The 24,151-nt window shown below is 64.0% G+C and carries 23 protein-coding genes and 1 pseudogene; 15 read left to right on the forward strand and 9 right to left on the reverse strand.

Features of this window, described 5'->3' with window-relative positions; genetic code table 11:
* Positions 1 to 62: 62 nt before the first annotated feature.
* Positions 63 to 563, reverse strand: coding sequence for a sigma-70 family RNA polymerase sigma factor (locus G0D83_RS06675; RefSeq protein WP_164190862.1), 501 nt, complete (start codon positions 561 to 563; stop codon positions 63 to 65).
* A gap of 293 nt (positions 564 to 856) precedes the next feature.
* Positions 857 to 2,866, reverse strand: coding sequence for a Gfo/Idh/MocA family oxidoreductase (locus G0D83_RS32080; protein ID WP_235958004.1), 2,010 nt, complete (start codon positions 2,864 to 2,866; stop codon positions 857 to 859).
* 248 nt (positions 2,867 to 3,114) lie between these two features.
* Here G0D83_RS32080 and G0D83_RS06690 point away from each other — a divergent pair, with 248 nt between their 5' ends.
* Genes G0D83_RS06690 through G0D83_RS06725 form a run of 8 tightly spaced genes read left to right on the forward strand, consistent with a single transcriptional unit; the run spans position 3,115 to position 12,316 of the window.
* Positions 3,115 to 4,227: an NAD(P)-dependent oxidoreductase gene (locus G0D83_RS06690; protein WP_164190864.1), complete on the forward strand. Its 1,113-nt coding sequence runs from the start codon at positions 3,115 to 3,117 to the stop codon at positions 4,225 to 4,227.
* A complete protein-coding gene (locus G0D83_RS06695) occupies positions 4,221 to 6,203 on the forward strand; it encodes an SDR family NAD(P)-dependent oxidoreductase (protein ID WP_164191181.1) in 1,983 nt (660 codons plus the stop codon). Before G0D83_RS06690 ends, G0D83_RS06695 begins: the two co-directional genes overlap by 7 nt.
* Positions 6,200 to 7,282 (forward strand): glycosyltransferase family 4 protein, encoded by a 1,083-nt coding sequence (locus G0D83_RS06700; protein WP_164190866.1) that lies wholly within the window; start codon positions 6,200 to 6,202, stop codon positions 7,280 to 7,282. The genes G0D83_RS06695 and G0D83_RS06700 overlap by 4 nt, the downstream gene beginning before the upstream one ends.
* 4 nt (positions 7,283 to 7,286) lie before the next feature.
* Positions 7,287 to 8,396 carry a glycosyltransferase gene (locus G0D83_RS06705; RefSeq protein ID WP_164190868.1) on the forward strand — a complete coding sequence of 370 codons (1,110 nt, stop codon included), beginning with the start codon at positions 7,287 to 7,289 and terminating at the stop codon, positions 8,394 to 8,396.
* Positions 8,393 to 9,493 carry a glycosyltransferase gene (locus tag G0D83_RS06710; protein WP_164190872.1) on the forward strand — a complete coding sequence of 367 codons (1,101 nt, stop codon included), beginning with the start codon at positions 8,393 to 8,395 and terminating at the stop codon, positions 9,491 to 9,493. Before G0D83_RS06705 ends, G0D83_RS06710 begins: the two co-directional genes overlap by 4 nt.
* A complete protein-coding gene (locus G0D83_RS06715) occupies positions 9,490 to 10,572 on the forward strand; it encodes a glycosyltransferase (protein ID WP_164190876.1) in 1,083 nt (360 codons plus the stop codon). Before G0D83_RS06710 ends, G0D83_RS06715 begins: the two co-directional genes overlap by 4 nt.
* Complete coding sequence (locus tag G0D83_RS06720; protein WP_164190880.1) at positions 10,569 to 11,576, forward strand: UDP-glucuronic acid decarboxylase family protein; 1,008 nt, start codon at positions 10,569 to 10,571, stop codon at positions 11,574 to 11,576. The genes G0D83_RS06715 and G0D83_RS06720 overlap by 4 nt, the downstream gene beginning before the upstream one ends.
* Positions 11,573 to 12,316 (forward strand): TIGR04290 family methyltransferase, encoded by a 744-nt coding sequence (locus G0D83_RS06725; RefSeq protein WP_164190884.1) that lies wholly within the window; start codon positions 11,573 to 11,575, stop codon positions 12,314 to 12,316. The genes G0D83_RS06720 and G0D83_RS06725 overlap by 4 nt, the downstream gene beginning before the upstream one ends.
* A 9-nt stretch (positions 12,317 to 12,325) precedes the next feature.
* Here G0D83_RS06725 and G0D83_RS06730 read toward each other — a convergent pair whose 3' ends face one another.
* On the reverse strand, positions 12,326 to 12,487 hold the full coding sequence (locus G0D83_RS06730; RefSeq protein ID WP_164190889.1) for a hypothetical protein: 162 nt from the start codon (positions 12,485 to 12,487) through the stop codon (positions 12,326 to 12,328).
* 209 nt (positions 12,488 to 12,696) lie between these two features.
* Here G0D83_RS06730 and G0D83_RS06735 point away from each other — a divergent pair, with 209 nt between their 5' ends.
* Positions 12,697 to 13,959: a cytochrome P450 gene (locus G0D83_RS06735; RefSeq protein WP_164190892.1), complete on the forward strand. Its 1,263-nt coding sequence runs from the start codon at positions 12,697 to 12,699 to the stop codon at positions 13,957 to 13,959.
* On the opposite strand, the gene G0D83_RS06740 is transcribed toward G0D83_RS06735, so the two are convergent.
* Positions 13,936 to 14,586 carry a phosphoribosyltransferase gene (locus G0D83_RS06740; RefSeq protein ID WP_164190895.1) on the reverse strand — a complete coding sequence of 217 codons (651 nt, stop codon included), beginning with the start codon at positions 14,584 to 14,586 and terminating at the stop codon, positions 13,936 to 13,938. The genes G0D83_RS06735 and G0D83_RS06740 overlap by 24 nt on opposite strands.
* Positions 14,587 to 15,143: 557 nt before the next feature.
* On the opposite strand from G0D83_RS06740, the gene G0D83_RS06745 reads away from it, so the two are divergent.
* The 4 genes and pseudogenes from G0D83_RS06745 (at position 15,144) to G0D83_RS06760 (ending at position 18,267) form a co-directional block, all read left to right on the forward strand.
* Positions 15,144 to 15,686 carry an SRPBCC family protein gene (locus G0D83_RS06745; protein WP_164190898.1) on the forward strand — a complete coding sequence of 181 codons (543 nt, stop codon included), beginning with the start codon at positions 15,144 to 15,146 and terminating at the stop codon, positions 15,684 to 15,686.
* 1 nt (position 15,687) lies between these two features.
* Positions 15,688 to 16,857 (forward strand): zinc-dependent alcohol dehydrogenase, encoded by a 1,170-nt coding sequence (locus G0D83_RS06750; RefSeq protein ID WP_164190901.1) that lies wholly within the window; start codon positions 15,688 to 15,690, stop codon positions 16,855 to 16,857.
* Positions 16,858 to 16,870: 13 nt separating this feature from the next.
* On the forward strand, positions 16,871 to 17,644 hold the full coding sequence (locus G0D83_RS06755; protein WP_164190904.1) for an SDR family oxidoreductase: 774 nt from the start codon (positions 16,871 to 16,873) through the stop codon (positions 17,642 to 17,644).
* 62 nt (positions 17,645 to 17,706) lie between these two features.
* Positions 17,707 to 18,267, forward strand: a pseudogene (locus G0D83_RS06760) (exopolysaccharide biosynthesis protein).
* A 27-nt stretch (positions 18,268 to 18,294) separates the two neighbouring features.
* Here the strand turns inward: G0D83_RS06760 and G0D83_RS06765 are convergent.
* The 5 genes from G0D83_RS06765 to G0D83_RS06785 form a co-directional block, all read right to left on the reverse strand.
* Positions 18,295 to 19,143, reverse strand: coding sequence for an SDR family oxidoreductase (locus G0D83_RS06765; protein WP_203594982.1), 849 nt, complete (start codon positions 19,141 to 19,143; stop codon positions 18,295 to 18,297).
* A gap of 36 nt (positions 19,144 to 19,179) precedes the next feature.
* The gene (locus tag G0D83_RS06770; protein ID WP_164190907.1) at positions 19,180 to 19,608 is read right to left on the reverse strand and encodes a glucose dehydrogenase; all 429 of its coding nucleotides are present in this window, start codon (positions 19,606 to 19,608) and stop codon (positions 19,180 to 19,182) included.
* A 91-nt stretch (positions 19,609 to 19,699) separates the two neighbouring features.
* Entirely contained in the window at positions 19,700 to 21,460 is a 1,761-nt protein-coding gene (locus G0D83_RS06775) for a thiamine pyrophosphate-requiring protein (protein WP_164190910.1), read from the reverse strand.
* A gap of 53 nt (positions 21,461 to 21,513) precedes the next feature.
* Positions 21,514 to 22,392: a complex I NDUFA9 subunit family protein gene (locus G0D83_RS06780; RefSeq protein WP_203595567.1), complete on the reverse strand. Its 879-nt coding sequence runs from the start codon at positions 22,390 to 22,392 to the stop codon at positions 21,514 to 21,516.
* 61 nt (positions 22,393 to 22,453) lie between these two features.
* Positions 22,454 to 22,642, reverse strand: coding sequence for a DUF3008 family protein (locus G0D83_RS06785; protein ID WP_164190917.1), 189 nt, complete (start codon positions 22,640 to 22,642; stop codon positions 22,454 to 22,456).
* Between the two features lie 212 nt (positions 22,643 to 22,854).
* On the opposite strand from G0D83_RS06785, the gene G0D83_RS06790 reads away from it, so the two are divergent.
* Both G0D83_RS06790 and G0D83_RS06795 read left to right on the forward strand, forming a co-directional pair.
* Positions 22,855 to 23,355, forward strand: coding sequence for a ferritin-like domain-containing protein (locus tag G0D83_RS06790; RefSeq protein WP_164190922.1), 501 nt, complete (start codon positions 22,855 to 22,857; stop codon positions 23,353 to 23,355).
* A gap of 90 nt (positions 23,356 to 23,445) precedes the next feature.
* Positions 23,446 to 24,012 carry a BON domain-containing protein gene (locus G0D83_RS06795; RefSeq protein WP_235958005.1) on the forward strand — a complete coding sequence of 189 codons (567 nt, stop codon included), beginning with the start codon at positions 23,446 to 23,448 and terminating at the stop codon, positions 24,010 to 24,012.
* The last annotated feature ends 139 nt before the right edge of the window (positions 24,013 to 24,151 follow it).

The following is a 24,151-nucleotide window of genomic DNA, read 5'->3' on the forward strand; positions in this document are numbered from 1 at the left end:
TGATGGCCAGGAGCGCTTGCCCTCAACGGTTTGGAGGCTTGTGCTGAGGATTGGCATGCGCGTCAGTCCTTTTCGCCAAGTTCCTCGAGCACCATGGCGCGAGCCCGGTTCACCCGGCTCTTGATCGTCCCCATCTTCACGCCGCAGATCGCCGCCGTCGTCTCGTAGCTCTCGCCCAGCATGACCACGAGGATCAAAGTCTCGCGGTAATGGGCCGGCAGTCGCATGATCGCCCGGGCAATCTCGCCGCCCCGGACCGTCCACTCTTGCGTGCCGTTCACCCAGGCCATCGAGGAGGCGCAATCCTCCCCTCCCGTGCGCTCACGCGAGCGCTTGGCGACATTGTTGTAAAAACTGTTGCGCATGATGGTCATCAGCCAGGCGCGCAGATTGGTGCCAGCTTGAAACCGGTCGATATTCGCGATCGCCTTCATAAGGGTTTCCTGCACGAGGTCATCAACGTCCTGTTGCGCGCGGGTCAGCGTCCAGGCGTAGGCACGCAGCGCCGGAATGTACTGGACAACATCGACCTCGTCCTGAGTTCTGTCGGCAACGTTGGGCATGATCACTTCCTCGATTTACCCCACAGGGCCGGACTACTGTTTCCCTCCGGAGTGCTGGGAGAGCGGTCAGAGCTGCCCGGCACGAGGTTGGGGTGACAGTACCGCAATCTCCTGCGAGTCTATTGGGTTGATCGAGCGCGGCGTCCCTAGAGCAGCAAACCAGGTCAATCGATAGGAAATACGCAACGCCGCATCTCTCTGCATACTTCAACCCTAGGTCCCGGACTCTCTCGGTCAATGAAGGTGCGGCACGCAAAAAATCGATCGGCGAAAACGCGCGCCCCGCGGGCAGGTTATGGAAGATGAAAGAGGGGGCCACGCAGAACTCCGGCGCTGGCGTAGATATCGTCCAGCACTGCGGCCACATCGATCAGCCGCCCACACGCGGGATCAAAGCCGCTATCATGTGCCAATCGGTCGAGCCAGGCCATGGCGGCGCGGCCACTCCAGTCATCCGGCGGCGAGGCCAGAATCTCGGATGTGCAGCCGTTAAGCCGACGGGTCTCAAAATCATAGAACGACCCGCCGAGATTGCGCATACTCACGCCGCCCCCTGCACCGTAGAAGCTGGCACTGATCTCGGCATCCTGTCCCGCCGGAAGCTTCCACGAGCACGACAGGCGGATCGGCAGGCCCGATGGCGTTTCCAGTGTCGCCAAAGCAAAATCCTCAACCGCGCTTCCTTCGATGGGAACACGGCTACCTCTGTGGCGCACCTGCGCCGAGGTACATTTCATTTCGGGCCAGTCGAGCAACCACAGCGCCAAGTCGACCAGATGTGTACCTAGGTCGGTCAGACATCCACCACCGGCGCGATGCCGGTCGTAAAACCACTCCTTATCCGGTCCATAGCTGTTGTGAAAGCACAGGTCCACGAAACTCAGCTCTCCCAGACGCCCCGAAGAGATCTCGCGCTGCAGCGCTCGGGCTGCCTCGGTGTGCCGATAACTAAGATCTACCGCCAGCAGCTTGTCAGCCCGTCGCGCCGCATCCACGACTGCGGCGGTCTCTCCCGCCGTCCGGCCCAGAGGTTTCTGACAGAAGACCGCCATTCCAGCCTCCAGAGTGCGAATAGCCTGCTCGGCGTGACCTGCGGAAGGCGTGGCAATGACAACGGCATCGGGGCGCTCAGTAAAGATGTCTTCCAGCGCTTGCGCCTGCGTCGCATGGCGCGCGGTGGCTTGGCAGGCGGCCAGTGCATTCTGATCCGAATCCGCCAGCGCGACCACGTCCGCCAGCCCGCTCGCGGAAAGCCGTTCCATGCGGTCCCGCCCGATCCAGCCAAGGCCCAGAAAGGCGAGCCTCAGACGCTTTCGCGAAAAAGGCATCATGACCAGACCTTTCACGAAACGCGGAGGCTTGTCTCGCGTTGCGTCCAGCCCATCGGACAGGCGCTCCAGCGGATACACATGGGTCAACAAAGAGGAGGGATCGATAGCCCCTTCGGACCAGAGGTCCATCGCCTCACGCATGGTTTCGAGAACCGTACTGCGGTCGCGCACATGCGCGTTGACGATCTCGAGCGCCCGCCAATTCCAGAGCTGCATGTCGACCTGTCGCGGCCCCTCTTGGTGATAGCCCGCGATCACCAAACGCCCGCTCTCGCGCAGAAGCCGCCCGGCAAGATCAAGCGGCTCCTGGCTCCCGGTGCATTCGATGGCGACGTCACAGCCTTGTCCATCGGTCAGCGCATCGACCGCTGCATGCACCTCGGCTTCGTCGCCAAGGAGGGCGGTTGTCGCGGCGCCCTGCTCCCGCGCGAGATCGAGGCTTTCCTGGCGCCGCGAGAGGGCAATGACCGCTGCCCCTGCGTCGGTCGCCATGCGGGTCAGCATCGCCCCCAGAAAGCCGACGCCAACGATCACCACGCGGTCCCCTCTGCCGATCCGCGCCATGCGAAAGATGGACAGAGCGCACGCAAGAGGCTCGGCCGGCACCGGTTTTCCCTCGAGAGCCTTCGGTATCGGAAGGGCCGCGTCCTCGGGCACCACCTCGTGGGACGCAAATCCGTGGGTTCCGAAAACTGCCACGCGCTCGCCCTCGCGCGCGGGGTCCACGCCGATCCCGACCGCGTCGATCCAACCCCAAGCTTCGTGGCCCAGTTCGCCCGGCGCGAGGGGATAGCTCTGCCACGCGGGCCCGGACCAAGGCACTAGGTTCGACGCACAGATACCGCAGCCTTCGAGCCGCACCCGCACCTGGCCCGCATCCGGCCATGGGAGCGGCTTGTGGACCATCCGGACTTGCCCCGGACCTATCACCTGCGCCGCCAGGCGCTGCGTGGAAGTCGATGCTCCGTCCATGTCGCGATTTCCTCTTCTGGGGATGCTTCAAACCGGCATCAGAACCACGGACTGTGGCGTTTGTTCCTATGCGGGTCGGTATGCGCGGCACACCACGGCGTCCCGGGATCGGAAGATGCTGAAACGATTGAAGAAGATGTCTCCATTGAAAAAGAAGAAGTCGCCCGCCTAGGTTTTCGTTTGCGATCCCGGGAACATACTGAGCCTGCGCCTGTTCAACGCCGGCAACATTCGCAAAGGAGAGCGCGATGAGCCTTGTCCTCGTGACCGGCGGCTGCGGCTTTATCGGACGTCAGGTTGTCGCCGAACTGATCCGCGCTGGAAACCGAGTGCGCATCTACGACGCGTTGATCCCCCAAGTCCACGGAAGCGGCGCTAATCCATCCGACCTGCCCCCCGAAGCAGAAGTCGTGCGCGGCGACATTCAGGATGCACCGCGCCTATCCGCTGCGCTCCGAGGTTGCGAGACGGTCATCCACTTGGCCGCTGAGGTCGGCGTTGGCCAATCGATGTACGAGATCGTGCGCTATGTCGGGGCAAACGACCTCGGGACGGCCGTGCTCCTCGAAGCAATTGCCGAGCACCCGGTGCGACGGCTTGTCGTCGCGTCGTCCATGAGCGTCTATGGCGAGGGCTACTACAGTGGCCCCTACGGGGTCTGCCACGAAACCACGCGCCGTAAAATCGCTGATCTTCGCACCGGTCTCTGGGACCCGGTCGACGAGGATGGCGCGCGTTTGCAGCCCATGGCCACTGACGAACGCAAGCGCGTCGATCTCGCCTCGATCTATGCGCTGACAAAATACGCGCAGGAACAATCGGCTCTGATTTTCGGAGCCGCCTATGGCGTTTCAACCGTGGCACTGCGCCTATTCAACGTATTCGGCGCAGGTCAGGCGCTTTCCAATCCGTATACGGGGGTCCTCGCGAATTTTGCCTCCCGCATCGCCGCCGGCGAGCGGCCAACCATTTTCGAGGATGGCCGGCAGCAACGCGATTTCGTCCACGTGCGGGACGTCGCGCGCGCGTTCGTCCTTGCGACCACCGCGCGCGACGTGGGTGGAGAGACATTCAACATCGGCTCCGGCCGGCCCAGGAGCATTCTCGAGGTCGCTACGCTTCTTGCAAGGGCCATGGGACGCGAAGATCTGAAACCCGAGCTCCTGCACCGGTACCGAGCCGGCGACATCCGCAACTGCTTCGCCTCGATCGAGAAAGCACGCGAAATGCTCGGCTACGTTCCGCGCCATGGCCTCGAGGAAACTCTGCCTGACTTCGTCGACTGGGTGCGGCAGGAGGCGTCCGAGGACCGGAACCAGATGATGCGGCAGGAGCTTGCGGCTCGAGGCCTTGTATCATGAGTGGCTATGGGTTCGTCGAATGGTTCCGCCCCGGCGACGCAGCGCGGGTCGAGCAGGTACTCCCGCAGATCGAGGATGCGGGCGCATTGTGGCTGCGCACGCACCTGTCCTGGGCCGATTATCATGCTCCCGGCGGCCGGGAATGGTACGACTGGCTGATCCCGCGCCTCGCGCAGCGGATCGAGCTTCTACCATGCCTGCATTACACGCCACCGTCGCTGTCGCGGACCGGCCAGAGCAGCGGCGCTCCCAAACGCCTTCAGGATTTCGCTGACTTTACGGACACGGTACTGACCCGCTACGGGCAGCATTTCGAGCATGTCGAGCTTTGGAACGAGCCCAACAATCTGCTGGACTGGAACTGGCGCATGGATCCCGGGTTCGATCTCTTCTGCGAGATGATCGGGATGGCCGCACATTGGGCGCGTCGCCGGGGCTGGAAGCCGGTGCTCGGAGGTCCCGCGCCATTCGATCCCTACTGGCTTGACTTGATGGGCACGCGCGGCCTGCTGGAGCTGATGCACGCGGTTGGCTTTCACGGCTTTCCGGGAACCTGGGACAGCGAGCAGAGCACTTGGGCGGGCTGGGATATGCATCTTGGTGAAATGCGCACAGTCCTGGACCGGCACAATGCGGCGGCGGAAATCTGGATCACCGAAACGGGTTACTCGACCTGGCGCAACGACCAGATGGAACAGGCGCGCCGCTTCGAGCGGGCGACCCGGGCCCCTGCGGATCGCTTGTACTGGTATGGCTGGCAGGATCTTCAGCCTGATGTGGCGGTGCAGGAGGGGCTGTGGTTCGATCCGCGCCACTATCACATGGGGGCCACCACCGCCGAGGGCCAGCCAAAGCTGCTGGCCCGACTGCTGACGGATGGCGGCCTCGCACGCCTGCGCGAAGTGACATGTCTCTCGGCGCCTGCTGTCGCTAGGCACGTCCGTCCGATGCTCATCACCGGCGGTGCCGGGTTCATCGGCGCCAACCTCGCCGATGCCTGCCTGTCCGATGGAGAGGAGGTCATTGTCCTCGACAATCTGTCGCGCGCGGGGGTCGAACAGAATCTCGCCTGGCTCGAAACCCGCCACGGCGCGCGCCTGCATCCAATGGCCGCCGACGTCCGCGACGAGCAGGCATTGTCAGACGCTGTTCGCGAGGCTTCGGCGGTTGTGCACCTTGCAGCGCAGACCGCTGTGACGACCAGCCTCTTGTCGCCGTCCGAGGATTTCGAGGTGAACGCGCGGGGCACGCTCAACCTGCTCGAGACGCTTCGCGCGACCGGCCGGAGGATACCGTTGGTCTTCGCCTCGACAAACAAGGTTTACGGCTGCCTTGACGACGTCCCCCTTCAAGGGACACCCCCTCGCCCGGTCACCGCTGCGCTCGCGCGCGGATTGGACGAGAGCCGTCCGCTGCAATTTGCCACTCCCTATGGATGCTCGAAGGGCGTGGCAGACCAATACGTGCTTGACTACGCCCGCAGCTACGGGCTCCCCGCCGCGGTTCTGCGCATGTCCTGCATCTACGGCCCGCGGCAATTGGGCACCGAAGACCAAGGCTGGGTTGCGCATTTCCTAATCCGGTCGTTGCAAGACGAGGAGATCACCATTTATGGCACGGGCCAGCAGGTGCGCGATATCTGTGAGATATCGGACGCCGTCGCCGCATACAGGGCGGTTCTCGCGGGCATCGACAGACTGTCGGGGCGGGCTTTCAACCTTGGCGGGGGGCCGGGCAATGCCGTCAGCCTGCGTGAGGTGCTCGCAGAGATCGAAAGGTTGACAACAAGGCGGCCACGTCTGCGCACAGACTCATGGCGCGCCGGAGACCAGGCATGGTTCGTCGCTGACACCTCGGCGCTGCGCAAGGCCACGGGATGGCAGCCTCACGTGCCTTGGCGCGAAGGCCTCGAAACCTTGGCCAGATGGCTTGTACGAAACCGTGTTCCAGGCTTCCTCGAGAGGGTTGAGGCATGAGCAGGCGCATCCTGATGACGCTGGACGCCGCCGGCGGTGTTTGGCGCTACACGATGGAGCTGGGCGCGGCGCTTGCCAGACGTGGGCATCAACTGGCGTTGGCTGGCGCGGGACCGGCACCGACGGCGGACCAGCGAGCAGAGGCAGCTGAGTTGGGAGACCTGTCTTGGTCCGACGAGCCGCTCGACTGGATGGTCGCCGACCGGACGGCGCTTTCGAACATTCCGTCCTGGCTGGCCGGGTTGATCGCGCGGCACGAGCCCGACATTCTGCATTTCAACCTTCCGAGCCTCGCCGCTGCCTTACCGCAGGACAGCCCGCCATCCGTGGTCGTGTGTCACTCCTGCATGGCGACGTGGTTCCGGACTGTCGAACGCCGAACAATTCCTGATCAGCTTGCCTGGCACGCGCTGCTGACACGTCGGGGGCTGGTCAAGGCCTCCGCCGTTGTCGCGCCGAGCCGCGCGCATGCGGAATTGACCAGGGCGGTCTATCGCACGCAACCCATCCAGGTCGTGCCGAACGCTTCGACCGCGCCACTCAAAGCGCCGTCAATGGGAAACGGCAGCATCGTCGCTGTGGGCCGCTGGTGGGACAAGGGCAAGAACGGAGCCGTACTTGCCGCGGTCGCTGCACGTGTCGAGGCACCCGTAGTGCTGATCGGTCCCTGCGAAGGTGGAGCCGGAGAAGCATTCCGCTCGAAGCATGCGCACCTGGAGCACGCACTCTCGCACGAGGAAACGCTCGCGAGGGTCGCGGGAGCCAGTATCTTCGTTTCCCCCTCCTGCTATGAGCCTTTCGGTCTTGCTGCGCTCGAAGCGGCCCGCGCGGGAAGGCCGCTGCTTCTCGCAGACATTCCGGTGTACCGCGAGATCTGGGACGGCGCAGCGTGGTTCTTTGCTCCAAGCGATCCAGATGAACTGGCCCGGCAAATCCGCGCGCTTCTCGCGCAACCCGACAAGCGGCTTCACCTCGGGCTCGCGGCACAGGCCAGAGCGCTGACGTTCTCGCCTGCCATGCAGGCCAGCGTCATGGAAACGATCTACGAAAAATTGCTCGCGCAGCCGCAGGGGGACTAGACACATGCGCTTTACATTCTTCACCCAATCCCTCGTCTCCGACTGGAACCATGGCAATGCGCATTTCCTGCGCGGCATCATGCGGGCGCTTCAGCAGCGCGGCCACGACTGCCGCGCCATGGAGCCGGCGGATGGGTGGTCGCGCCGCAATCTGATCGAGGATTGCGGCCCCGCAGCTGTCGAGGCCTTTCACGCGACTTTTCCCGACCTTCGCAGCGAAACCTATCATGGCATCGACGATCTGGACCGCGCCGTCGACGGGAGCGACGTGGTGATCGTCCATGAATGGACCGAGCCCGCGATCGTCAGCGCGCTCGGCCGCAAGCGGGCGGCGGGAGGCACGTTCCGCCTACTGTTTCATGACACGCACCACCGCGCCGCGAGCGCCGATGCCGAAATCCGCGGCTTGGACCTGTCGGCTTACGATGGCGTTCTCGCGTTCGGCGAGTCGCTCAGAGAGGTCTATCTCGGCGCGGGCTGGGCGCGGCAGGTATTCACCTGGCACGAGGCCGCGGATGACACGCTCTTCCGACCGCAGAGCCGCCAAGAGACACGCGGCGAGTTGGTCTGGGTGGGCAACTGGGGCGACGGGGAGCGCACGGCGGAACTGGCCGAGTTTCTACTCGGTCCGGTCGCCGATCTCGGCCTCACGGCAACCGCTTACGGAGTGCGCTACCCGCCCGAAGCACTGGAGGTGCTGAATGCTGCGGGCCTGCGCTACGCCGGACCGATTGCCAATGCGAGCGTACCCCGCGTCTTCGGCGAACATCAGGTCACCGTGCACATCCCGCGGCGCCCCTACGTGCGCCATCTGCCCGGCATTCCTACGATCAGGGTCTTCGAGGCCCTGGCCTGTGGAATACCTCTGGTCTGTGCGCCATGGAGCGACAGCGAGGGCCTGTTCCGCGCCGGGCACGATTACCTCCAGGTTGGCAATGGTGAGGAGATGAACGGCGCATTGCGCGATGTTCTGCACGATCCGGCGCTCGCCGCCGAATTGTCGCGTAACGGGCTCGCGACCATCGCCGCGCGCCACACCTGCCGCCACCGCGCGCGCGAGCTTCTGAAGATCGTCAACGGACTGGCGCTGCCGCAAAAGGAGGTTGTGTCATGAGCCAATTGGCCTTCTACGGATCGAGCCTGCTTTCAAGCTACTGGAACGGGGCCGCGACCTACTATCGCGGCATCATTAAGGCGCTCGCGGCACGCGGATGGGAGGTCACTTTCCACGAACCCGACGTCTGGGAGCGCGGCCGGCATAGGGATATCGATCCGCCCGACTGGTGCAGGGTCAACATCTGGGAAGGCAGCGCCGAGGGATTGCGCAATGCCGCGGCCGAGGCGGCGCGCGCGCAGGTGGTCGTCGTGGCGTCCGGAATTGGCTACGAGGATAGCGCGCTGCGACAAGAGGTGTTGCGCGCAGCGCGCCCGGATGCGCTGCGCGTCTGGTGGGATGTCGATGCGCCGGCCACACTCGCGACCCTTCAGGCACAGCCTCTGCATCCCTTGCGGCGGGACCTTCCGGCGTTCGACCAGGTGCTCACCTATGGCGGCGGCACGCCGGTGGTCGATGCCTACCTTGCCCTGAACGCATCGGCCTGCATGCCGATCTACAACGCGCTCGATCCCGAAACACATCACCCTGTCCCCGGTGATCCCCGCTTCGCAGCAGACCTCGCCTTCCTGGGCAACCGCCTTCCGGACAGGGAGACCCGCGTGGATCACTTTTTCCTTGACCCAGCTTCGAGGCTACCCGACCGGCGCTTCCTGCTCGGCGGGGCTGGCTGGGAGGGCCGGTCGCTGCCGCCAAACGTCGCCGCCTTGGGGCACGTCGGCACCGCTTTGCACAACGCCTTCAATGCAACGCCGCTCGCGGTGCTCAACATCGCCCGGGACAGTATGGCCGCAGCCGGCTTTTCACCGGCTACCCGCGTTTTCGAGGCCGCCGGGGCCGGCGCGTGCCTGGTCACCGATGCTTGGGACGGGATCGAGCAGTTCCTAGAACCCGGACGGGAGGTGCTGGTCGCGCGAGACGGAAGCGATGTCCTCGAAATCCTCGAAGCCCTGCGGCCGGAGCAAGCCGCGGCAATCGGCACACGCGCCCGCGCCAGACTTCTCGAGGCGCACACCTACACCCACCGCGCCGACCAGATCAGCGCGGTGCTCATGCGCGGCCTTGCGAACAAAACCAAGAGGGAGGCACCCCTATGAGCTCATCGCTCGATCTCGTGTTCTTCGGCCTGTCGCTGTCGTCCTCCTGGGGAAATGGCCACGCAACGACCTACCGGGCGCTGCTCAAGGGGCTTGCGCATGAAAATCATCGCGCGCTTTTCCTCGAATGTGACCAGCCCTGGTACGCGGGCCGCCGCGACTTGGAAGAGCCACCCTATTGCGAGCTCGCGCTCTACGAAAGCCTCTCGGATATTGCAGCCTGGCGCGAACGGATCGAGGCCGCGCACGCGGTGATCGTGGGCTCCTATGTGCCGCAAGGCGCCGCGCTTCTCGACTTGCTGTTGTCCTGGGCACCGCGCCGACTGCTGTTCTACGACATCGATACCCCCGTCACGCTGGCAGCGCTCAGTGAGGGAACCTGCACTTACCTCGAGGAACGCCAGCTGCCGGAACTCGACCTCTATCTGTCCTTCGCCGGCGGTGCAGCCTTGGAGCGCCTGCAGTCACGTGGCGCGACGCGAAGTGAAGAGCTCTATTGCTCGGTCGACGCCGATCTCTACCGTTTTCTGGATCTGCCCGCAAAATGGGACCTTGGCTATCTCGGCACCTTCAGTCCTGACAGGCAACCGGCCCTCGAGGCGCTGCTGCTGGAACCGGCCCGGCGACTTCCGGACTTCCGCTTCGTCGTCGCCGGCGCTCAGTACCCCGACGACACAAACTGGCCCGCCAACGTGGAGTATATCGAGCACATCCCGCCGGCGCAGCACGCAGAATTTTACAACCGCCAACGTTTCACGCTCAATTTGACGCGCAGGGCAATGCGCGAGCTTGGCCATTCGCCCTCGGTCCGGTTGTTCGAAGCCGGGGCCTGCGGCACCGCCATCCTCTCGGACAGGTGGCCGGGACTTGGAGAGGTGCTGCCCGAGGACGAGGCGGTGAAGATCGTCGACAGCCCAGAAGATGTGGTTGCCGCGCTCTCACTACCAGAGGCCCAGCGACGTGTCCTTGCGCGCGGCGCCTATCAATCGGTGCGCGGCCGGCACACCGGAGACGTGCGAGCCCGCGAACTCGCCTCAGTGATCCGTTCCCTCTCTGCCAAAAGGAAGGTTTCCGCATGACGCTCACGGCACAAAAGCCCGTCGCGCTCGTCGCCGGTGGCGGCGGCTTTGTCGGCTCTCACCTCTGCGACGCCCTGCTCGATCGAGGGATGGAGGTGATCTGCCTTGATGACTTCAGCACTGGCCGCCGCGAGAACATCAGGCCTCTGGCGAACAGCCCGCGCTTTGCGCTCATCGAGGCAAGCGTCACCGACCTGCCGCCGCTCGCTCTGCCCCGTCTAGACTGGGTTTTCAATCTGGCCTCACCCGCGTCGCCGCGCCGCTACCAGCAGGACCCGGTTCGCACGGTCATGATCAACGTCCTCGGCACCCACCATCTGCTCGAGGTCGCGCGCAAGCATCAAGCCCGCTTCCTGCAGGCTTCCACCAGCGAGGTGTACGGCGACCCCGAGCAGCATCCACAGGACGAGAACTACCTTGGCCACGTCAATCCCATGGGGCCCCGCGCCTGCTACGACGAGGGTAAACGCGTGGCTGAAACCCTCTGCGCCGACTACATGCGTGCCGGAAGTGCGCAGGTGCGCGTGGCGCGGATCTTCAATACCTATGGCCCCCGGATGTGCGCCGACGACGGGCGCATCGTATCCAACCTGATTTCACAGGCGTTGGGAAACGCGCCGCTCACCATCTACGGCGACGGCACACAAACCCGATCATTCTGCTACGTGTCGGATCTCGTCCGGGGCCTGGTCGCGCTCATGGCTCATGAGGGAGCGCTGCCGGGACCAGTCAACCTGGGTAACCCAAGCGAGATCACCATCCTCGAACTTGCCGACATCGTGCGCAAAGTGACCGGCTCGCGCTCGGAAGTTGTGCTCAGACCTTTACCCGAGGACGATCCCAAAAGGCGGCGACCGTCGATCGATCGCGCACGAGATCTCCTTGGCTGGGCCCCCGTCGTGCCGCTCCGCGACGGCCTTGCCGAGACCGCCGCCTGGTTTTCTGCGCAGCGTTTGCCGGGCACAAGGAGCGGCGAGGGAGAGGTGGCGAGGGCAGCGGAATGAGCGACGTCGCTGCACGCATCGCCGAGCTGGGGCCATGGTTTCACAACCTGAACCTCGATGGGATCGAGACCGCGCCAAATCACCCGCTCGGTGACTACCCGAGTTTCAAGTTCGAGGGGTTCAAGTCCGTCCTGCCCGACGACCTGTCCGGGCGCAGCGTTCTCGACATCGGCTGCAATGCCGGGTTCTACGCGATCGAGATGTGGCGCCGGGGTGCGGATAGGGTGCTCGGCATCGACAATGATCCACGTTATCTGGCGCAGGCGAGGCTTGCGGCGGAGGTGACTGGCGCAAAGATCGACTTGCGGCAGATGTCGGTCTACGAGGTGGCGGACCTGCAAGAACGTTTCGACCTCGTTCTTTTCATGGGCGTGTTCTATCACCTGCGCCACCCGTTGCTGGCGCTCGACCTGCTTCGGACCTACGTGACCCGAGAGCACCTGCTATTCCAGTCGATGCAGCGAGGCGACGCGCACCCCCTTCCGGTATCTGCCGATTATCCCTTCGAAGATTCATCGCCTTTCCAACGGCCCGACTGGCCTCGCCTGCACTTTGTCGAACACCGATACGCGGGCGATCCGACAAACTGGTTTATACCAAATGCTGCTGCGGTAGAAGCAATGCTGCGGAGCGCGGGATTCACGATCCTGCAGCGGCCGGAGCCCGAGGTCTATCTTTGCCGGACCTCCGATATGCAAGAGGGTGCACCGTCTCCCTCGATCAGGGTTCGCGGCGAATGAGCTGGCTCGTCAGTTCTCGAAGTGGCCTCTTCGCCGCAGTTGCGTCTGAAGCTCGTGGGCAAGTTCGAGGAGCCGCTCTGGAATGTCCTCGTTGCGGATCTCTTCGAGCGTCTTTTCGAGTTCTTCTGAAATACGTTTCGAATCTTGGCTCTGTTCTTTTCCAGTATTCATTTTTTCACTTCGACTGGGTGAGGAGATGGACTTGATAGTTCAGTTTATACGGGTGAGCCGCGCTCTTGGATCACATTCCCAAGCAATGAGGTCTGACTACGGACGCCTTGTGGCCCCATTGCGTCAGGTTGCGCCTTCGCGGGGCCCCAGCTTCGTTCGGGACGCTGGCACCTTCAGGGAAAGGGTAAGAGGCAGAAGGAGAGGGAGAAATGAAGCTTTCTGACGCGGGACAACCGCTCCCCAGAAGCCCCGAACCGGATGCCACGCTGGCGTTTCTGCGGGAAGGATATGAGTTCATCTCGCATCGCTGCGAAAAACTCGGGACTGATGCCTTCACGACGCGGCTCATGCTGCGCCCGGTGACCTGCGTGCGGGGGGCGAGCGCCGCCGCCATGTTCTACAAGCCCGGGAGAATGAGCCGGAAAGGCGCCATGCCGCGGAGCGTCATGACGCTTCTGCAAGATCACGGCAGCGTCCAGACCCTCGACGGCGAGGCACATCGGCAGCGCAGGAAGATATTTCTTGATGTCATGTCCCCCGACCGACTGCGCTGCGCGCGACAGTTCTACGCGCGGGAATTCAGGTTGGCGAGCACCGCCAGCAGCGAGCGTGTCGTCCGCTTCGACCGATTTATCGGCCCGGTGCTCTGCCGGACAGCGTTCCATTGGAGCGGGATGCCTTTCTCGGGCGAAGATGTGGAAAAGCGTACCGAGGAATTCCAGGCGATGTTCACCTCCGCCGGCAGCTTCGGTCCGAAACGTGTGCGCGCTGCATGGCTGCGCGCTCGCTCGGAACGATGGGCGCGCGAACTAATCTCTGCGGCGCGCGCCGAACCCGGTGCGAACGGCTGGTTGGTGGACCATCTCCTCGCGCATCGTGACGCGAGCGGAACAGGCCTAAATGATCGCGACGCGGGCGTAGAACTGCTGAACATCCTTCGGGCGATCGTTGCGGTGGGGCGCTATGTCGGCTTTGCCGTTCACGCGATGGCGATGCACAAAGAAGCGGTGCTGCAACTCCGCGCTGCGCCAACCGAGGATATGTGCCGGGCGTTCGGCGACGAGGTAAGACGGCTCTACCCGTTCTTTCCCGCGATCGGCGGAAAAGTGCTCCAAGAGTTTACTTGGCACGGGCATCACTTCGGCAAGGGGGATTGGGTGCTGCTCGACCTCTACGGCACCTGCCGGGAAGAAGCTTCATGGGGGCGTGCTACGCAGTTCGATCCGACGCGTCATCTTGCGCCCGACGAGCCGGCCGCGATGATCCCGCAAGGCGGTGGCTGCATGCAAGCCGGACACCGCTGCCCCGGCGAGGCACTCACCCGTGCCCTGCTCACCGAGGCGATCGAACTCATGCTAGAAGTGGATCTCGCGGTACCAGAGCAGGACATGGGCATGCGCCCCAACGAATTTCCGCCACTGCCACGCGATGGCCTTCTTGTTCGCATCTCAGGACGCCATCCCGGCCCGTGACAAAAGGTCGATGACCTCCTCTTCCCGTGTCTGCGCGAAGTTTTGGTAGTGATCTTCCACCGCCCGGAACGGCTCTGGCGTTGCGAGACAGACAACCTCCTCTGCGCTGCTGCGCAACCTTTCGAGTGCGCGTGCCGGAGCGACGGGAACGGCTAGAACGCGGCGCCCCACCTTCCTTTGGCGCAACACGTTCAGCACGGCCCGAGCGGTATTGCCCGTCTCAACGCCATCGTCGACGAGAATGATGGTGCGCCCCTCAAGCGCCTGCTCAGGGAGCGAGCCGCGATAGAGACTGCGCCGCCCCGCAAGTAGCGCGAGTTCCTTTGCGCGCTGGCTATCGACGTGCTCCATCGTGATCTCTGAGCGCAGGATCGCCGCGCCGTCGAGGAAAACGTGGGGATCCGGCCCATCGACAATGGCACCAATGCCGACTTCGGGATTTCCAGGCGTAGCAATCTTCCGCACAAGGATGATATCCAGGCTGAGGTTCAGCGCCTGCGCGACCACGAAGCCGACCGGGACGCCGCCCTGCGGAAGCGCGAGCACGACCGCGCCGCTTTCCCGATACCGACCCAGACGTTCGGCGAGGCGACGCCCGGCCTCGGCTCGATCGCGGAAGGGGGTCATGTGGAGGCTCCCGGATGGGTGTGTTCCGGCGCGCGCCAGACCGCGGCCCGCAGGGGTACGCCCGCCTGACGAACAACCATTGGTGTCCTCGCCTGGGTACGGTCCGCGCAGACCCGAAGGTCGCGCCTTCGCGGGAGCTGGGACCGAGGGAACAATTGACGACTTCCCCGTCGCGACAGAACGACGATTTCAGCGTCGGGTGAACGCGCCATGGTAATACTACCTCCTCGTGTTTCGTGTCTTCTTCGCCTAGGCCAAGAAGAAGTTGAATTCGGCTGGAGAAGGCTCGTTTGCCAAACGTTTCGCACCCGAACCAATCTCCCGAGCGAAACAACCTGTAGGCCCCGTTGTTCCCGCCTGCGGCTGCGCGGCTGAACAGACCGGGCAGCTTCCTCCGCCGCCCTTTAGATATTGCCCGGAACAAATCTCCGGAGCGGCTGTTTCCGGCTGCAACCCTCACCTCCCAAGAAGCGAGGCTTGCCATGAGACAGTCCCCTTCGCGGCTCGTTCTGCCCCTGCTTGGCGTTGCCGCCGTCGCCTTCACGTCGTGGCGCGCGATGAAACAGCCCACGCCGGGCCATCCGCCCGACAGCGCCCCGGGCCGCACGGCACGGCGGCACCGCTTTGGTGATTACCTTGTCACCGGACGCACGGTGAGCATCAACGCGCCGCGCGACAGGCTCTATGAAATGCTGCGTGATCCGGACATCCTCACGCGGCTCATGGCCGGTGCCGGAAGGGTCAGCGCAAGCGACGGCGGGCTATGGCATTGGACACTCGACACGGTCGCGGGCCGCTCGGCAAGTTTCCGGACGCGCTTCATAGAGGAACGGCCGGGCAAGCTTCTCGCATGGCGGACCGTCGCCGGTTCGGACCTCGACATGGAAGGCAAGGTCCTGCTGCGGGACGCACCAGGCGAGCGGGGAACCGAGGTCAGCGCCCATGTCGCCCATGATCCTCGCGCCGGCACGGCCGGACACTGGCTTGCCAAACTTGCGCGCCGCGATCCGGAGACACGTGCGCGCCATATCTTGAAACGTTTCAAGATGCTCGTGGAGACCGGGGAGATCGCCACCACCAGAACCCGAACGGAGGCCTGAAATGCGAGCCCTGACCTGGCATGGCACCCACGACGTCCGTGTAGACACGGTGCCCGATCCCGAAATCCTCAACCCGCGCGACGTCATCGTCGAGGTGACCGCCACCGCGATCTGCGGCTCGGACCTTCATCTTTACGACGGGGTCATCCCCGGCGTGAAGTCGGGCGACATCCTCGGGCACGAGTTCATGGGCCGCATCGTCGAAACCGGGCGCGACAGTCCGCTGACGAAAGGTCAGCGGGTGGTGGTGCCCTTCACCATCTCCTGCGGGAACTGCTACTTCTGCCGAAAGAGTCAGTTCTCTGCCTGCGACAATTCCAACCCCGTCGAGACGCAGGACGCGTCCGAGATGCTCTATGGTCATGCCATGTCCGGGCTCTTCGGTTACTCGCACCTGACCGGCGGTTATCCCGGCGGGCAGGCGCAATATGTTCGAGTCCCGTTTTCCGACGTTGGTCCGATCGTGATCCCCGATGGGTTGGCAGATGAGCAGGTCCTTTTTCTTTCCGACATCCTTCCGACTGGCTGGATGGCCGCGGAGAACGCCGAGCTAGAACCCGGCGACATCGTCGCGATTTGGGGGTGCGGACCAGTGGGGCTCTTTGCGGTGCAAAGCGCCCTACGCATGGGCGCAGCCGAGGTCATAGCGATAGATCATCATCCGAACCGGCTCGACATGGCCCGCACTCTCGGAGCCAAAGTCATTGACTATGCCCGTACGCATGTGCTCGAGGCGCTGATGGACATGACCGGTGGCATTGGTCCGGACGCGGTGATCGATGCGGTTGGCATGGAGAGCCATGGCTTTTCGCCAGACAACATCCTCGACACAGTCAAGCAAAAGATCGGTGTCGGTGCAGACCGTGCACATGCCCTGCGCATGGCGCTCACCGCCGTGCGAAAGGGCGGCCGCGTGTCGATCCCCGGTGTGTACGGCGGCCTTGCGGACAAGTTTCCACTGGGCGCTCTGATGGAAAAGGGCTTGCAGATCAGAACCGGGCAGACCCACGTGCAACGCTACTCGCACGACCTGCTGCGGCGGATCGGGGAAGGGGAAATCGACACCAGCTTCCTCATCTCGCACCGGCTCGCGCTCGAGGAGGCGCCGACCGGCTACAGAAATTTCAGCACGAACCAGAACGAGTGGACGAAAGTCGTTCTCAAACCCTGAGAGAGGATTAGCCATGTCTGATCTGGCAATCATTGCCGGCGCGTCGAGCGGGATCGGACTCGAACTCGCGCGCTGCGCGGCAAGCGACGGCTACGCACTGCTGATCTGCGCTGATGATCCGCGGATCCACGAGGTCGCCGAAATGCTGCGAGCCGACGCAGCCGCAGAGGTTGAGGCGGTTCAGGCAGATCTGTCGACACGCGCCGAGGTCGCGCGCCTTCTGGCGCAATCCGGCAATCGGCCTCCCGCGCTTCTCATGGCGAATGCCGGGATCGGGCTCGGCGAGAAATTCTTGGACCAGGATATCGCCGCCGCGCTCAACGTCGTCAATACCAATGTCGGCGGCACGCTCGCGCTGGTGCACGAGGTCGGCCGCCAAATGCGTCGCGCGGACGAAGGCCGCATCCTCATCACGGGATCCATCGCCGGTTACATGCCCGGCAGCTTTCAGGCCGTCTACAATGGCACGAAGGCCTTTCTTGACAGTTTTTCCTATGCCTTGCGAGACGAACTTCTGGATAGCGGCGTGACCGTCACCTGTCTCATGCCAGGGCCGACCGACACCGAGTTCTTCGACCGCGCCGAGATGACGGACACGCCGATCGGTGCCCGCGATGACAAGGATGACCCGGCCAGGGTTGCACGCGCTGGCTATGCCGCGATGCTTCAGGGCGAAAGCGGCGTCGTGCCGGGCTTCATGAACAAGGTCCAGACGGTCTTCGCGGGCCTGTTGCCGGAAACGCTCCTGGCACGAATGCACCGGCGGATGGCCCGTCCAGAACGCTGACATGCCGGAACACGCAAACAGAGACCTTGGCGGCTGATCCCGCGATAGAGGCGCCCCGCTCTATGCGGGAGATCGTCGACCGAATGGCCCACGCCGGCGAGACGGATAGCGAGGTCACTGTGCGGACTTTGCTGGAACAGGTCGGCCGCGCCAGCTTTGCGCCGATGCTGATGGTCCCAGCATTTGCTGTCGTGACACCGCTTTCGGGGGTCCGGCTGTTCTCAAGCCTCTGCGGCTGCCTCATCGCCCTTGTCGCGTCTCAGGTGCTGCTCGGGCGGCGGCACCTTTGGCTGCCCAAGGCACTGCTGCAGCAAAGGCTCCCCGGCAAGCGACTGAAGCAAACCGTCGGTTGTCTTCGCGGGCCTGCTGCTTAGCTCGACAAGGTCACGCGTCCGCGTCTGACATTCCTGATCGCGCCCCCTGCGGATCGTCTTGTGGAGCTGGTCTGTCTGACCTCCGGCCTCGCGATGCCGGTCTTTGAACTCGTTCCTTTTGCCTCTTCCATCTTGGGGTGCGCGGTAGGCCTATTCTCCCTGACGTTGCTGGTCAGGGACGGCGCTCTTGCGCTCGCGGGACTTTCTATCATCGCCACGGCGATCGCGACCGTGATCGGCTTGGTCTAGGCCTGAGGCAAGTATCAGCGACGCGTCTCAATCCGCGACCGGCTCACCCCCGTCCGGATGCAGCACATGTCCTGTCATGAAAGAGGAATCCGCGCAGGCGAGGAAGAGGATCGAAGGCGCCACCTCGTTGGGCTGGCCCGGACGGCCCAGAGTGCTGCTCTTGCCGAACGACTCGACCTTGTCGGGCGGGAAGGAGGCCGGGATGAGCGGCGTCCAGATCGGGCCGGGGGCTACGCCGTTGACCCGTATCCCCTTCCCGGCCAGCTTGTGGGCCAGCCCGCGGACGAAGGTCAGGATCGCCCCCTTGGTCGCGGCGTAATCGATCAGCAAGTCCTGACCGCGGTAGGCGGTCACGGAAGTGAGGCAAATGATCTTCGCTCCCTCGGTCAGATGCGGCAGCGCGGCCTGGACCATGAACATCTGGCCGAAGATGTTCGTGCGGAAGGTCGCCTCGATCTGCGCCTCTGTGACATCCTCAAAGTTGTCCTGCGCATGCTGTTCGGCGGCATTATTGACCAGGACGTGAAGAGCCCCAAATTTCTCGACGACCCGCCCAACCGCGTCGACGCAGAATGCCTTCGAGCCGACATCGCCGCGGATCGCCATTGCCGCGCGCCCCTCGGCGCGAATGGCCTCAAGCGTCTCGTTCGCGTCCTGATCCTCATCGCGGTAGAGAATTGCAACGTCTGCCCCCTCACGCGCAAAAAGCACCGCCGCGGCGCGACCGATGCCGGAGTCCCCTCCAGTGATCAGCGCCACCTGCCCTTTCAGCCGGCAGGAGCCTGCGAAGCGCGGGGCAAAATCAGGTCGCGGGGACATCTCGTGTTCGAGGCCGGGTTGCCTCTCCTGCACGCGGTCATCAGAGAACTGGGTCATGACAAGGCCTTTCTCGGTGTCTTTGGGATCGGCGGATCACGCCGGGCGAAGCCTGGTCGCAGCGTCCTCCTGCCTCGCGCGGCTGCCGGCACGCAGCACCGGGATCGTGGCGAAGACGAGCAATAGCACCACGGTCGGCGCGACCAATCTCGGAACCTGCGCCCATCCATCGAATCCCTTCTCCCAGAGCGCCCAGACCAGGGTGGCCCCGTAGGTGACGAGATATACCCAGAGCGCCATGATCGACGGGCGAAACAGGTAGACGGCGGTCGCGCAGAGCCCCAGTCCTGCGGGGGCGTAGTACCAGCTGCCGCCCAGAGAAATCAGCCAAATGCCGCCGCCGAGCAGCGCGAGGCCGAACACCAGCAGCACCACTGCGAGGATCGTGGTAGCGATTCTGCCGCCGCGGTTCGGCGCCTTGGCATTGGCGGTGGGCGGGCTGTGCCTTGCGTCCTTGGCTTGCATCAGAGATCTCCTTTCCAACCGTTGCCATCTGCGAACAGCGGAACGCCGTCGATGTTCCAAGGCCTCTTGGCCCGCGATCGCGCTTCGCCGTTCAGAGCCTGCGGAAGGTATTACGTATCAAGCCCTTGGGATCCTTTTCGTGTAGCAATGAGCGCGCAAAGCTGCGCGCTTGATCGAAGGTCACGTGCGGCGGCAAGGCCGGAACGTCGGGATCTGTCACCACATCAATCAGCGTCGGACGGTCGGCGGCCAGCGCCTCGTCCCACGCAGCCCCGAGTGCCTCCGGCGTCTCCACCCGCAGGCCCACTAACCCGAGCGAACGGGCGTACCCCGCGTAGTCAAAGGGCGGCACGTCCTGTGTCTCGGGGACGCGCGGGCTGTCGGACATGGCGCGCAGTTCCCATGTCACCTGACTCAGATCGCCGTTGTTGAGGACGCAGACAATCAGTCGAGGATCGCTCCAGGCACGCCAGGACTTCGCGACCGTGATCAGTGCGGCATTGCCAAGCATCTGCATCGCCCCGTCTCCACTGAAGGCCAGGGCGACGCGGTCTGGAAAGGCAAATTTCCCTGCAACGGCATATGGGACGGCCGGACACATCGTCGCGAGCGTGCCACTGAGCGTCGCCTGCATTCCCCGCCGAAGGTGCAGCGCCCGCGCAAACCAGTTGGCTGAGGTCCCGGAGTCCGCCGCGATCATCGCCCCCTCGGGCAACCGGATCGAGGCCTCACGAAAGACACGTTCGGGGTTGACCGGATTGGCCTGCTGTAGCGAACGCGCCTCTTCGGCCTCGTGCCATTCGGCGACCTGCTTTTCAAGATCTTCGCGCCATCCCTGTTCGTCCTTCTCGCGAAGAAGCGGCAAGAGTGCCTCGAGCGTTTCGCTCGCGTCACCGGTCAGCGCGACATCCATCGGATATCTGATCGACAGCATGGTCGGATCTAGATCAATCTGCACCGCACGCGCCTGCCCTTCCTCGGGCAGAAACTCCGAGTAAGGAAATCTCGATCCGACCATTAGCAGCGTGTCGCAATGGCGCATCATCCAGTCCGACGCCGCGGTGCCAAGCAGCCCGATTGCGCCGGTGACATAGGGCAGGTCGTCGGGCAACGCCGCCTTGCCGAGCAGCGCCTTGGCAACCCCGGCGCCCAATGTTTCCGCGACCCTTTGCAAAGGCTCGGACGCTGCGAGCGACCCGGCCCCTGCCAGAATCGCCACACGCTTGCCCTCGTTGAGGATTTCGGCTGCCCGAGCCAAGTCGGACTCGCGCGGCAGCACGCGCGGCGTGGGCGCCCCAATCCCTGAATGCACCGTTCCATGCGCATGTGGAGGCTCTGCGACCGCCTCAGCTTCCTGTACGTCGTTGGGCAGGATCAGCGCCGTCACCGTGCGGCGAGTTTGGGCAATGCGCAGGGCGCGATCCAAAAGGTGGCGCGCCTGCGCTGGCACCATGCAAGTTGCACGAAACGCCGAGGCCACGTCCTTGTACAGGGTTTCTAGATCGACCTCCTGCTGGTAGCTGCCGCCAAGCGCTGCCCGCGCTTGCTGGCCGACAATTGCCAGAACAGGCATGTGGTCGAGCTTCGCGTCGTAAAGCCCGTTCAGAAGGTGGATTGCTCCAGGTCCCGAAGTCGCCAGGCAGACCCCGACCTCGCCGGTCCATTTGGCATGGGCGCAGGCCATGAAGGCCGCCTCCTCCTCGTGACGAACCTGGACAAATTCCGGGCCCGACTCACGTCGACCAATCGCCGCGATGAGCCCGCCGATGCCATCGCCAGGATAGCCGAAGACGCGTCTGACGCCCCAGTCCTGCAGGCGGGCTAGCAGGAAGTCCGATACCGTTTCGGTCATGTCTTGTCCTTTCTGCGCTCGCACGGGCGCGTGGCTTGCCGGCCCGATGTAGGTTATCCGGCGGCACGTTTTTCGCGCAGGCTGTCCTCAAGCCTGCGCGGAGAGACCGACAGCGCCGCCATTCCGTCATTCACGGCGACATTTCCCTTCCGCACGAGGGCAAGCTGGTGCCGAGTCAGCGGCGGGCTTGGCAGCCGTTCGGCCAGCGCGGCGGCGAGCGACCACAGCCCATAGGGCACCGAGACCAGGTGCGCACGGATGTCGGCGCTGGCTGCCACGGCGCGGACGAGGTCGCGATATCGGTAGACGATCGGCCCAGCGAGATCGTAGCTCGCCCAAGGGTCGTCCTGCTGCATCGCATTGGCGATCGCCCTGGCCACGTCCCCCACATGTCCCGGCTGCAGCCGGTCATCTCCATCTCCAAATAGTGGATAAGCCGGAAGCGTCTTCAAGGGCTTGAGTATCTCAGCATCAATCCCGCGACCGGCTCCGAACATCACCGCGGGCCTTGCCAGCACCGCGCCGGGAAACATCTCACGCACAACGTGTTCGCCTCGCCCGCGCGCACTGATGTAGGTATCGGGATCGGTCGGGTCCGAGCCGATTCCCGATACCTGCACAAGACGCTCGACGCCGTCGGTCGCGCAGAGCCGCGCGAGACGGGCCGCGCCTTCGACATGCACGTCCTCGAAGGTGAGGTCTGGCTTCTCGACGTAGAGGCTGACCGCGTTCACCACGGCCTGCGATCCGGCCACCGCTCCTGCAAGCGCGTCGTTGTCGGTGATGTCGGCCTGCACGGTTTCCAGCCTCTCCGCCGCAGGCAGGCCCGCTCCGCCGGCGTTGCGGGCCACCACGCGGACCTGGCACCCGTCGTTTAGGAGGTGCCGCGCGATGCGCCGCCCGAGATAACCGGTGCCCCCGATCACAGTCATGAGGCCCTTAGGCGGGCGCCGGTCATCCATCCCTGCCTCACTCCGCACCCCACGTTCACCGTCAGCCATCATCGGCGTGGTCCGGTTTTGAGGTGCGTTCGGTGGACGCCATCGCCTCGAGCTCGTCCTCAGACATGGACTCGAACATCTCACGCGCAGGGCCCTTGAGATCGTCTTTCGGCGTATCTCCGCGCTTTGCTGACAGCGCAGCACCCGCGGCCTTCTGCTGTGCCTTCGATTTTGCCGGCATGGTTTTCTCCTCTCGCTGCTGAGGGCCACAACCCTCTCGCGAACTCAAACAGACAGATCGGAAAATTGTTCGCGGCGACCGCGCGCCGCGCATTTCAGAGATTGCCCGAAACTCGTCCGGCGGGCGGGAACAAAAGCCACAAGTGACTGTTTGTTGGCCCACGAAGCAGCACCAGAGGAGGGCGCTGCACGGGAGTCAAAAGGAGACCACGAATGGCGATTTTCTCGAAGGACATCGACTCGATGGAAGACCTCTATCTGCATACGCTCAGGGACATCTACTATGCGGAAAAGCAGATCGAGAAGGCGCTGCCGAAGATGATTGACAAGGCGTCCGAGGGGAAGCTTCGCGAAGCCTTCGCCGCGCATTTGGAAGAAACCCACGATCACGTCCAGCGGCTCGAACAGGTGTTCGAGATGATCGGTGCCGAGGCCAAGGGCGTGACCTGCCCAGCGATCGACGGAATCATTGAGGAGGCCGAGGAGATCTCTTCGGATGTCTCAGACAGTCAGGTTCTAGATGCTGCCTTGGCGGCGGCGGCCCAAGCGGTCGAGCACTACGAGATCACGCGGTATGGCACTCTGATTGCCTGGTCTAAGGAGATTGGCCGGGAAGACTGCGCCGATCTGCTCAAGCAGACCCTCGCCGAAGAGCGCGAAGCGGACGAGAAACTCACCCACATCGCCGAGAACCGACTCAACGAAGCGGTTTGAACCGAAAGAAGCTGCGACGCTTCCACCCACGGAACGCAGGCCAGCGTGAAAGGACTTTCAATGGTACGCCAATATGATGAAAACATTCGCATGGGCACCGGCCGCCGTGCTGCACCAACTCGCGCGCATGACGATCGCGATCCCCGCAGAAGCGGCTGGGGCAGAGAGTATGGTCAGGACTACGATCCCTACGCGGCATCGGACCCGACGGCTTGGGGCGGCGTGCCCTACGCACCTTACCCCGGCGCCTTCGGCACTGGCCCCTACGGAAGGCCGGACGATTGGCGCGATCGCTATCGTGACAATCCCCGTGATTTCTGGGACCGCGCTGGCGATGAGGTGGCCTCGTGGTTCGGTGATGATGAGGCCGAAAGGCGCCGCGAACAGGATCACCGCGGGCGAGGCCCAAAGGGCTACCGGCGGTCGAACGAGCGCATCCTTGAAGATGTGAACGATCACCTCACTCATGATTCACGCGTCGACGCCTCGGACATCACTGTAGAAGTCAGCGACAACGAGGTGACGCTGAATGGCGAAGTGTCTTCGCGACAGGAAAAACGTCGGGCCGAGGATTGCGCAGAGGAAGTGATGGGCGTCGAGCACGTCCAGAACAACCTGCGCATCAGGCGGGCGGGCGGCGACGCCGCGCCGGTCTGAGAGCCTCGCCACCCGCCGTAGGCGGCGGTCGGGTGACGAGTGTGGCGAACGGTCTCTCCTGGAAGTGGAGGTAGCGGGAACTGCCGACCGTTCGACCGCAGACGATGAAGGGGCGGGGACCGGCATCACGGCCGGTCCC

The sequence above is a fragment of the Salipiger sp. PrR003 genome (genome assembly GCF_010500785.1).
In the GTDB taxonomy this organism is placed as follows: domain Bacteria; phylum Pseudomonadota; class Alphaproteobacteria; order Rhodobacterales; family Rhodobacteraceae; genus Salipiger; species Salipiger pacificus_A.

Coding starts and splice junctions, on each gene's coding strand:
- G0D83_RS06675 (WP_164190862.1), bottom strand. CDS start 563: ATGCCCAACGTTGCCGACAGAACTCAGGACGAGGTCGATGTTGTCCAG.
- G0D83_RS06705 (WP_164190868.1), top strand. CDS start 7,287: ATGCGCTTTACATTCTTCACCCAATCCCTCGTCTCCGACTGGAACCAT.
- G0D83_RS06725 (WP_164190884.1), top strand. CDS start 11,573: ATGAGCGACGTCGCTGCACGCATCGCCGAGCTGGGGCCATGGTTTCAC.
- G0D83_RS06745 (WP_164190898.1), top strand. CDS start 15,144: ATGAAACAGCCCACGCCGGGCCATCCGCCCGACAGCGCCCCGGGCCGC.
- G0D83_RS06710 (WP_164190872.1), top strand. CDS start 8,393: ATGAGCCAATTGGCCTTCTACGGATCGAGCCTGCTTTCAAGCTACTGG.
- G0D83_RS06730 (WP_164190889.1), bottom strand. CDS start 12,487: ATGAATACTGGAAAAGAACAGAGCCAAGATTCGAAACGTATTTCAGAA.
- G0D83_RS06775 (WP_164190910.1), bottom strand. CDS start 21,460: ATGACCGAAACGGTATCGGACTTCCTGCTAGCCCGCCTGCAGGACTGG.
- G0D83_RS06715 (WP_164190876.1), top strand. CDS start 9,490: ATGAGCTCATCGCTCGATCTCGTGTTCTTCGGCCTGTCGCTGTCGTCC.
- G0D83_RS06690 (WP_164190864.1), top strand. CDS start 3,115: ATGAGCCTTGTCCTCGTGACCGGCGGCTGCGGCTTTATCGGACGTCAG.
- G0D83_RS06755 (WP_164190904.1), top strand. CDS start 16,871: ATGTCTGATCTGGCAATCATTGCCGGCGCGTCGAGCGGGATCGGACTC.
- G0D83_RS06785 (WP_164190917.1), bottom strand. CDS start 22,642: ATGCCGGCAAAATCGAAGGCACAGCAGAAGGCCGCGGGTGCTGCGCTG.
- G0D83_RS06700 (WP_164190866.1), top strand. CDS start 6,200: ATGAGCAGGCGCATCCTGATGACGCTGGACGCCGCCGGCGGTGTTTGG.
- G0D83_RS32080 (WP_235958004.1), bottom strand. CDS start 2,866: ATGGACGGAGCATCGACTTCCACGCAGCGCCTGGCGGCGCAGGTGATA.
- G0D83_RS06740 (WP_164190895.1), bottom strand. CDS start 14,586: ATGACCCCCTTCCGCGATCGAGCCGAGGCCGGGCGTCGCCTCGCCGAA.
- G0D83_RS06765 (WP_203594982.1), bottom strand. CDS start 19,143: ATGACCCAGTTCTCTGATGACCGCGTGCAGGAGAGGCAACCCGGCCTC.
- G0D83_RS06735 (WP_164190892.1), top strand. CDS start 12,697: ATGAAGCTTTCTGACGCGGGACAACCGCTCCCCAGAAGCCCCGAACCG.
- G0D83_RS06750 (WP_164190901.1), top strand. CDS start 15,688: ATGCGAGCCCTGACCTGGCATGGCACCCACGACGTCCGTGTAGACACG.
- G0D83_RS06795 (WP_235958005.1), top strand. CDS start 23,446: ATGGGCACCGGCCGCCGTGCTGCACCAACTCGCGCGCATGACGATCGC.
- G0D83_RS06790 (WP_164190922.1), top strand. CDS start 22,855: ATGGCGATTTTCTCGAAGGACATCGACTCGATGGAAGACCTCTATCTG.
- G0D83_RS06770 (WP_164190907.1), bottom strand. CDS start 19,608: ATGCAAGCCAAGGACGCAAGGCACAGCCCGCCCACCGCCAATGCCAAG.
- G0D83_RS06780 (WP_203595567.1), bottom strand. CDS start 22,392: ATGACTGTGATCGGGGGCACCGGTTATCTCGGGCGGCGCATCGCGCGG.
- G0D83_RS06720 (WP_164190880.1), top strand. CDS start 10,569: ATGACGCTCACGGCACAAAAGCCCGTCGCGCTCGTCGCCGGTGGCGGC.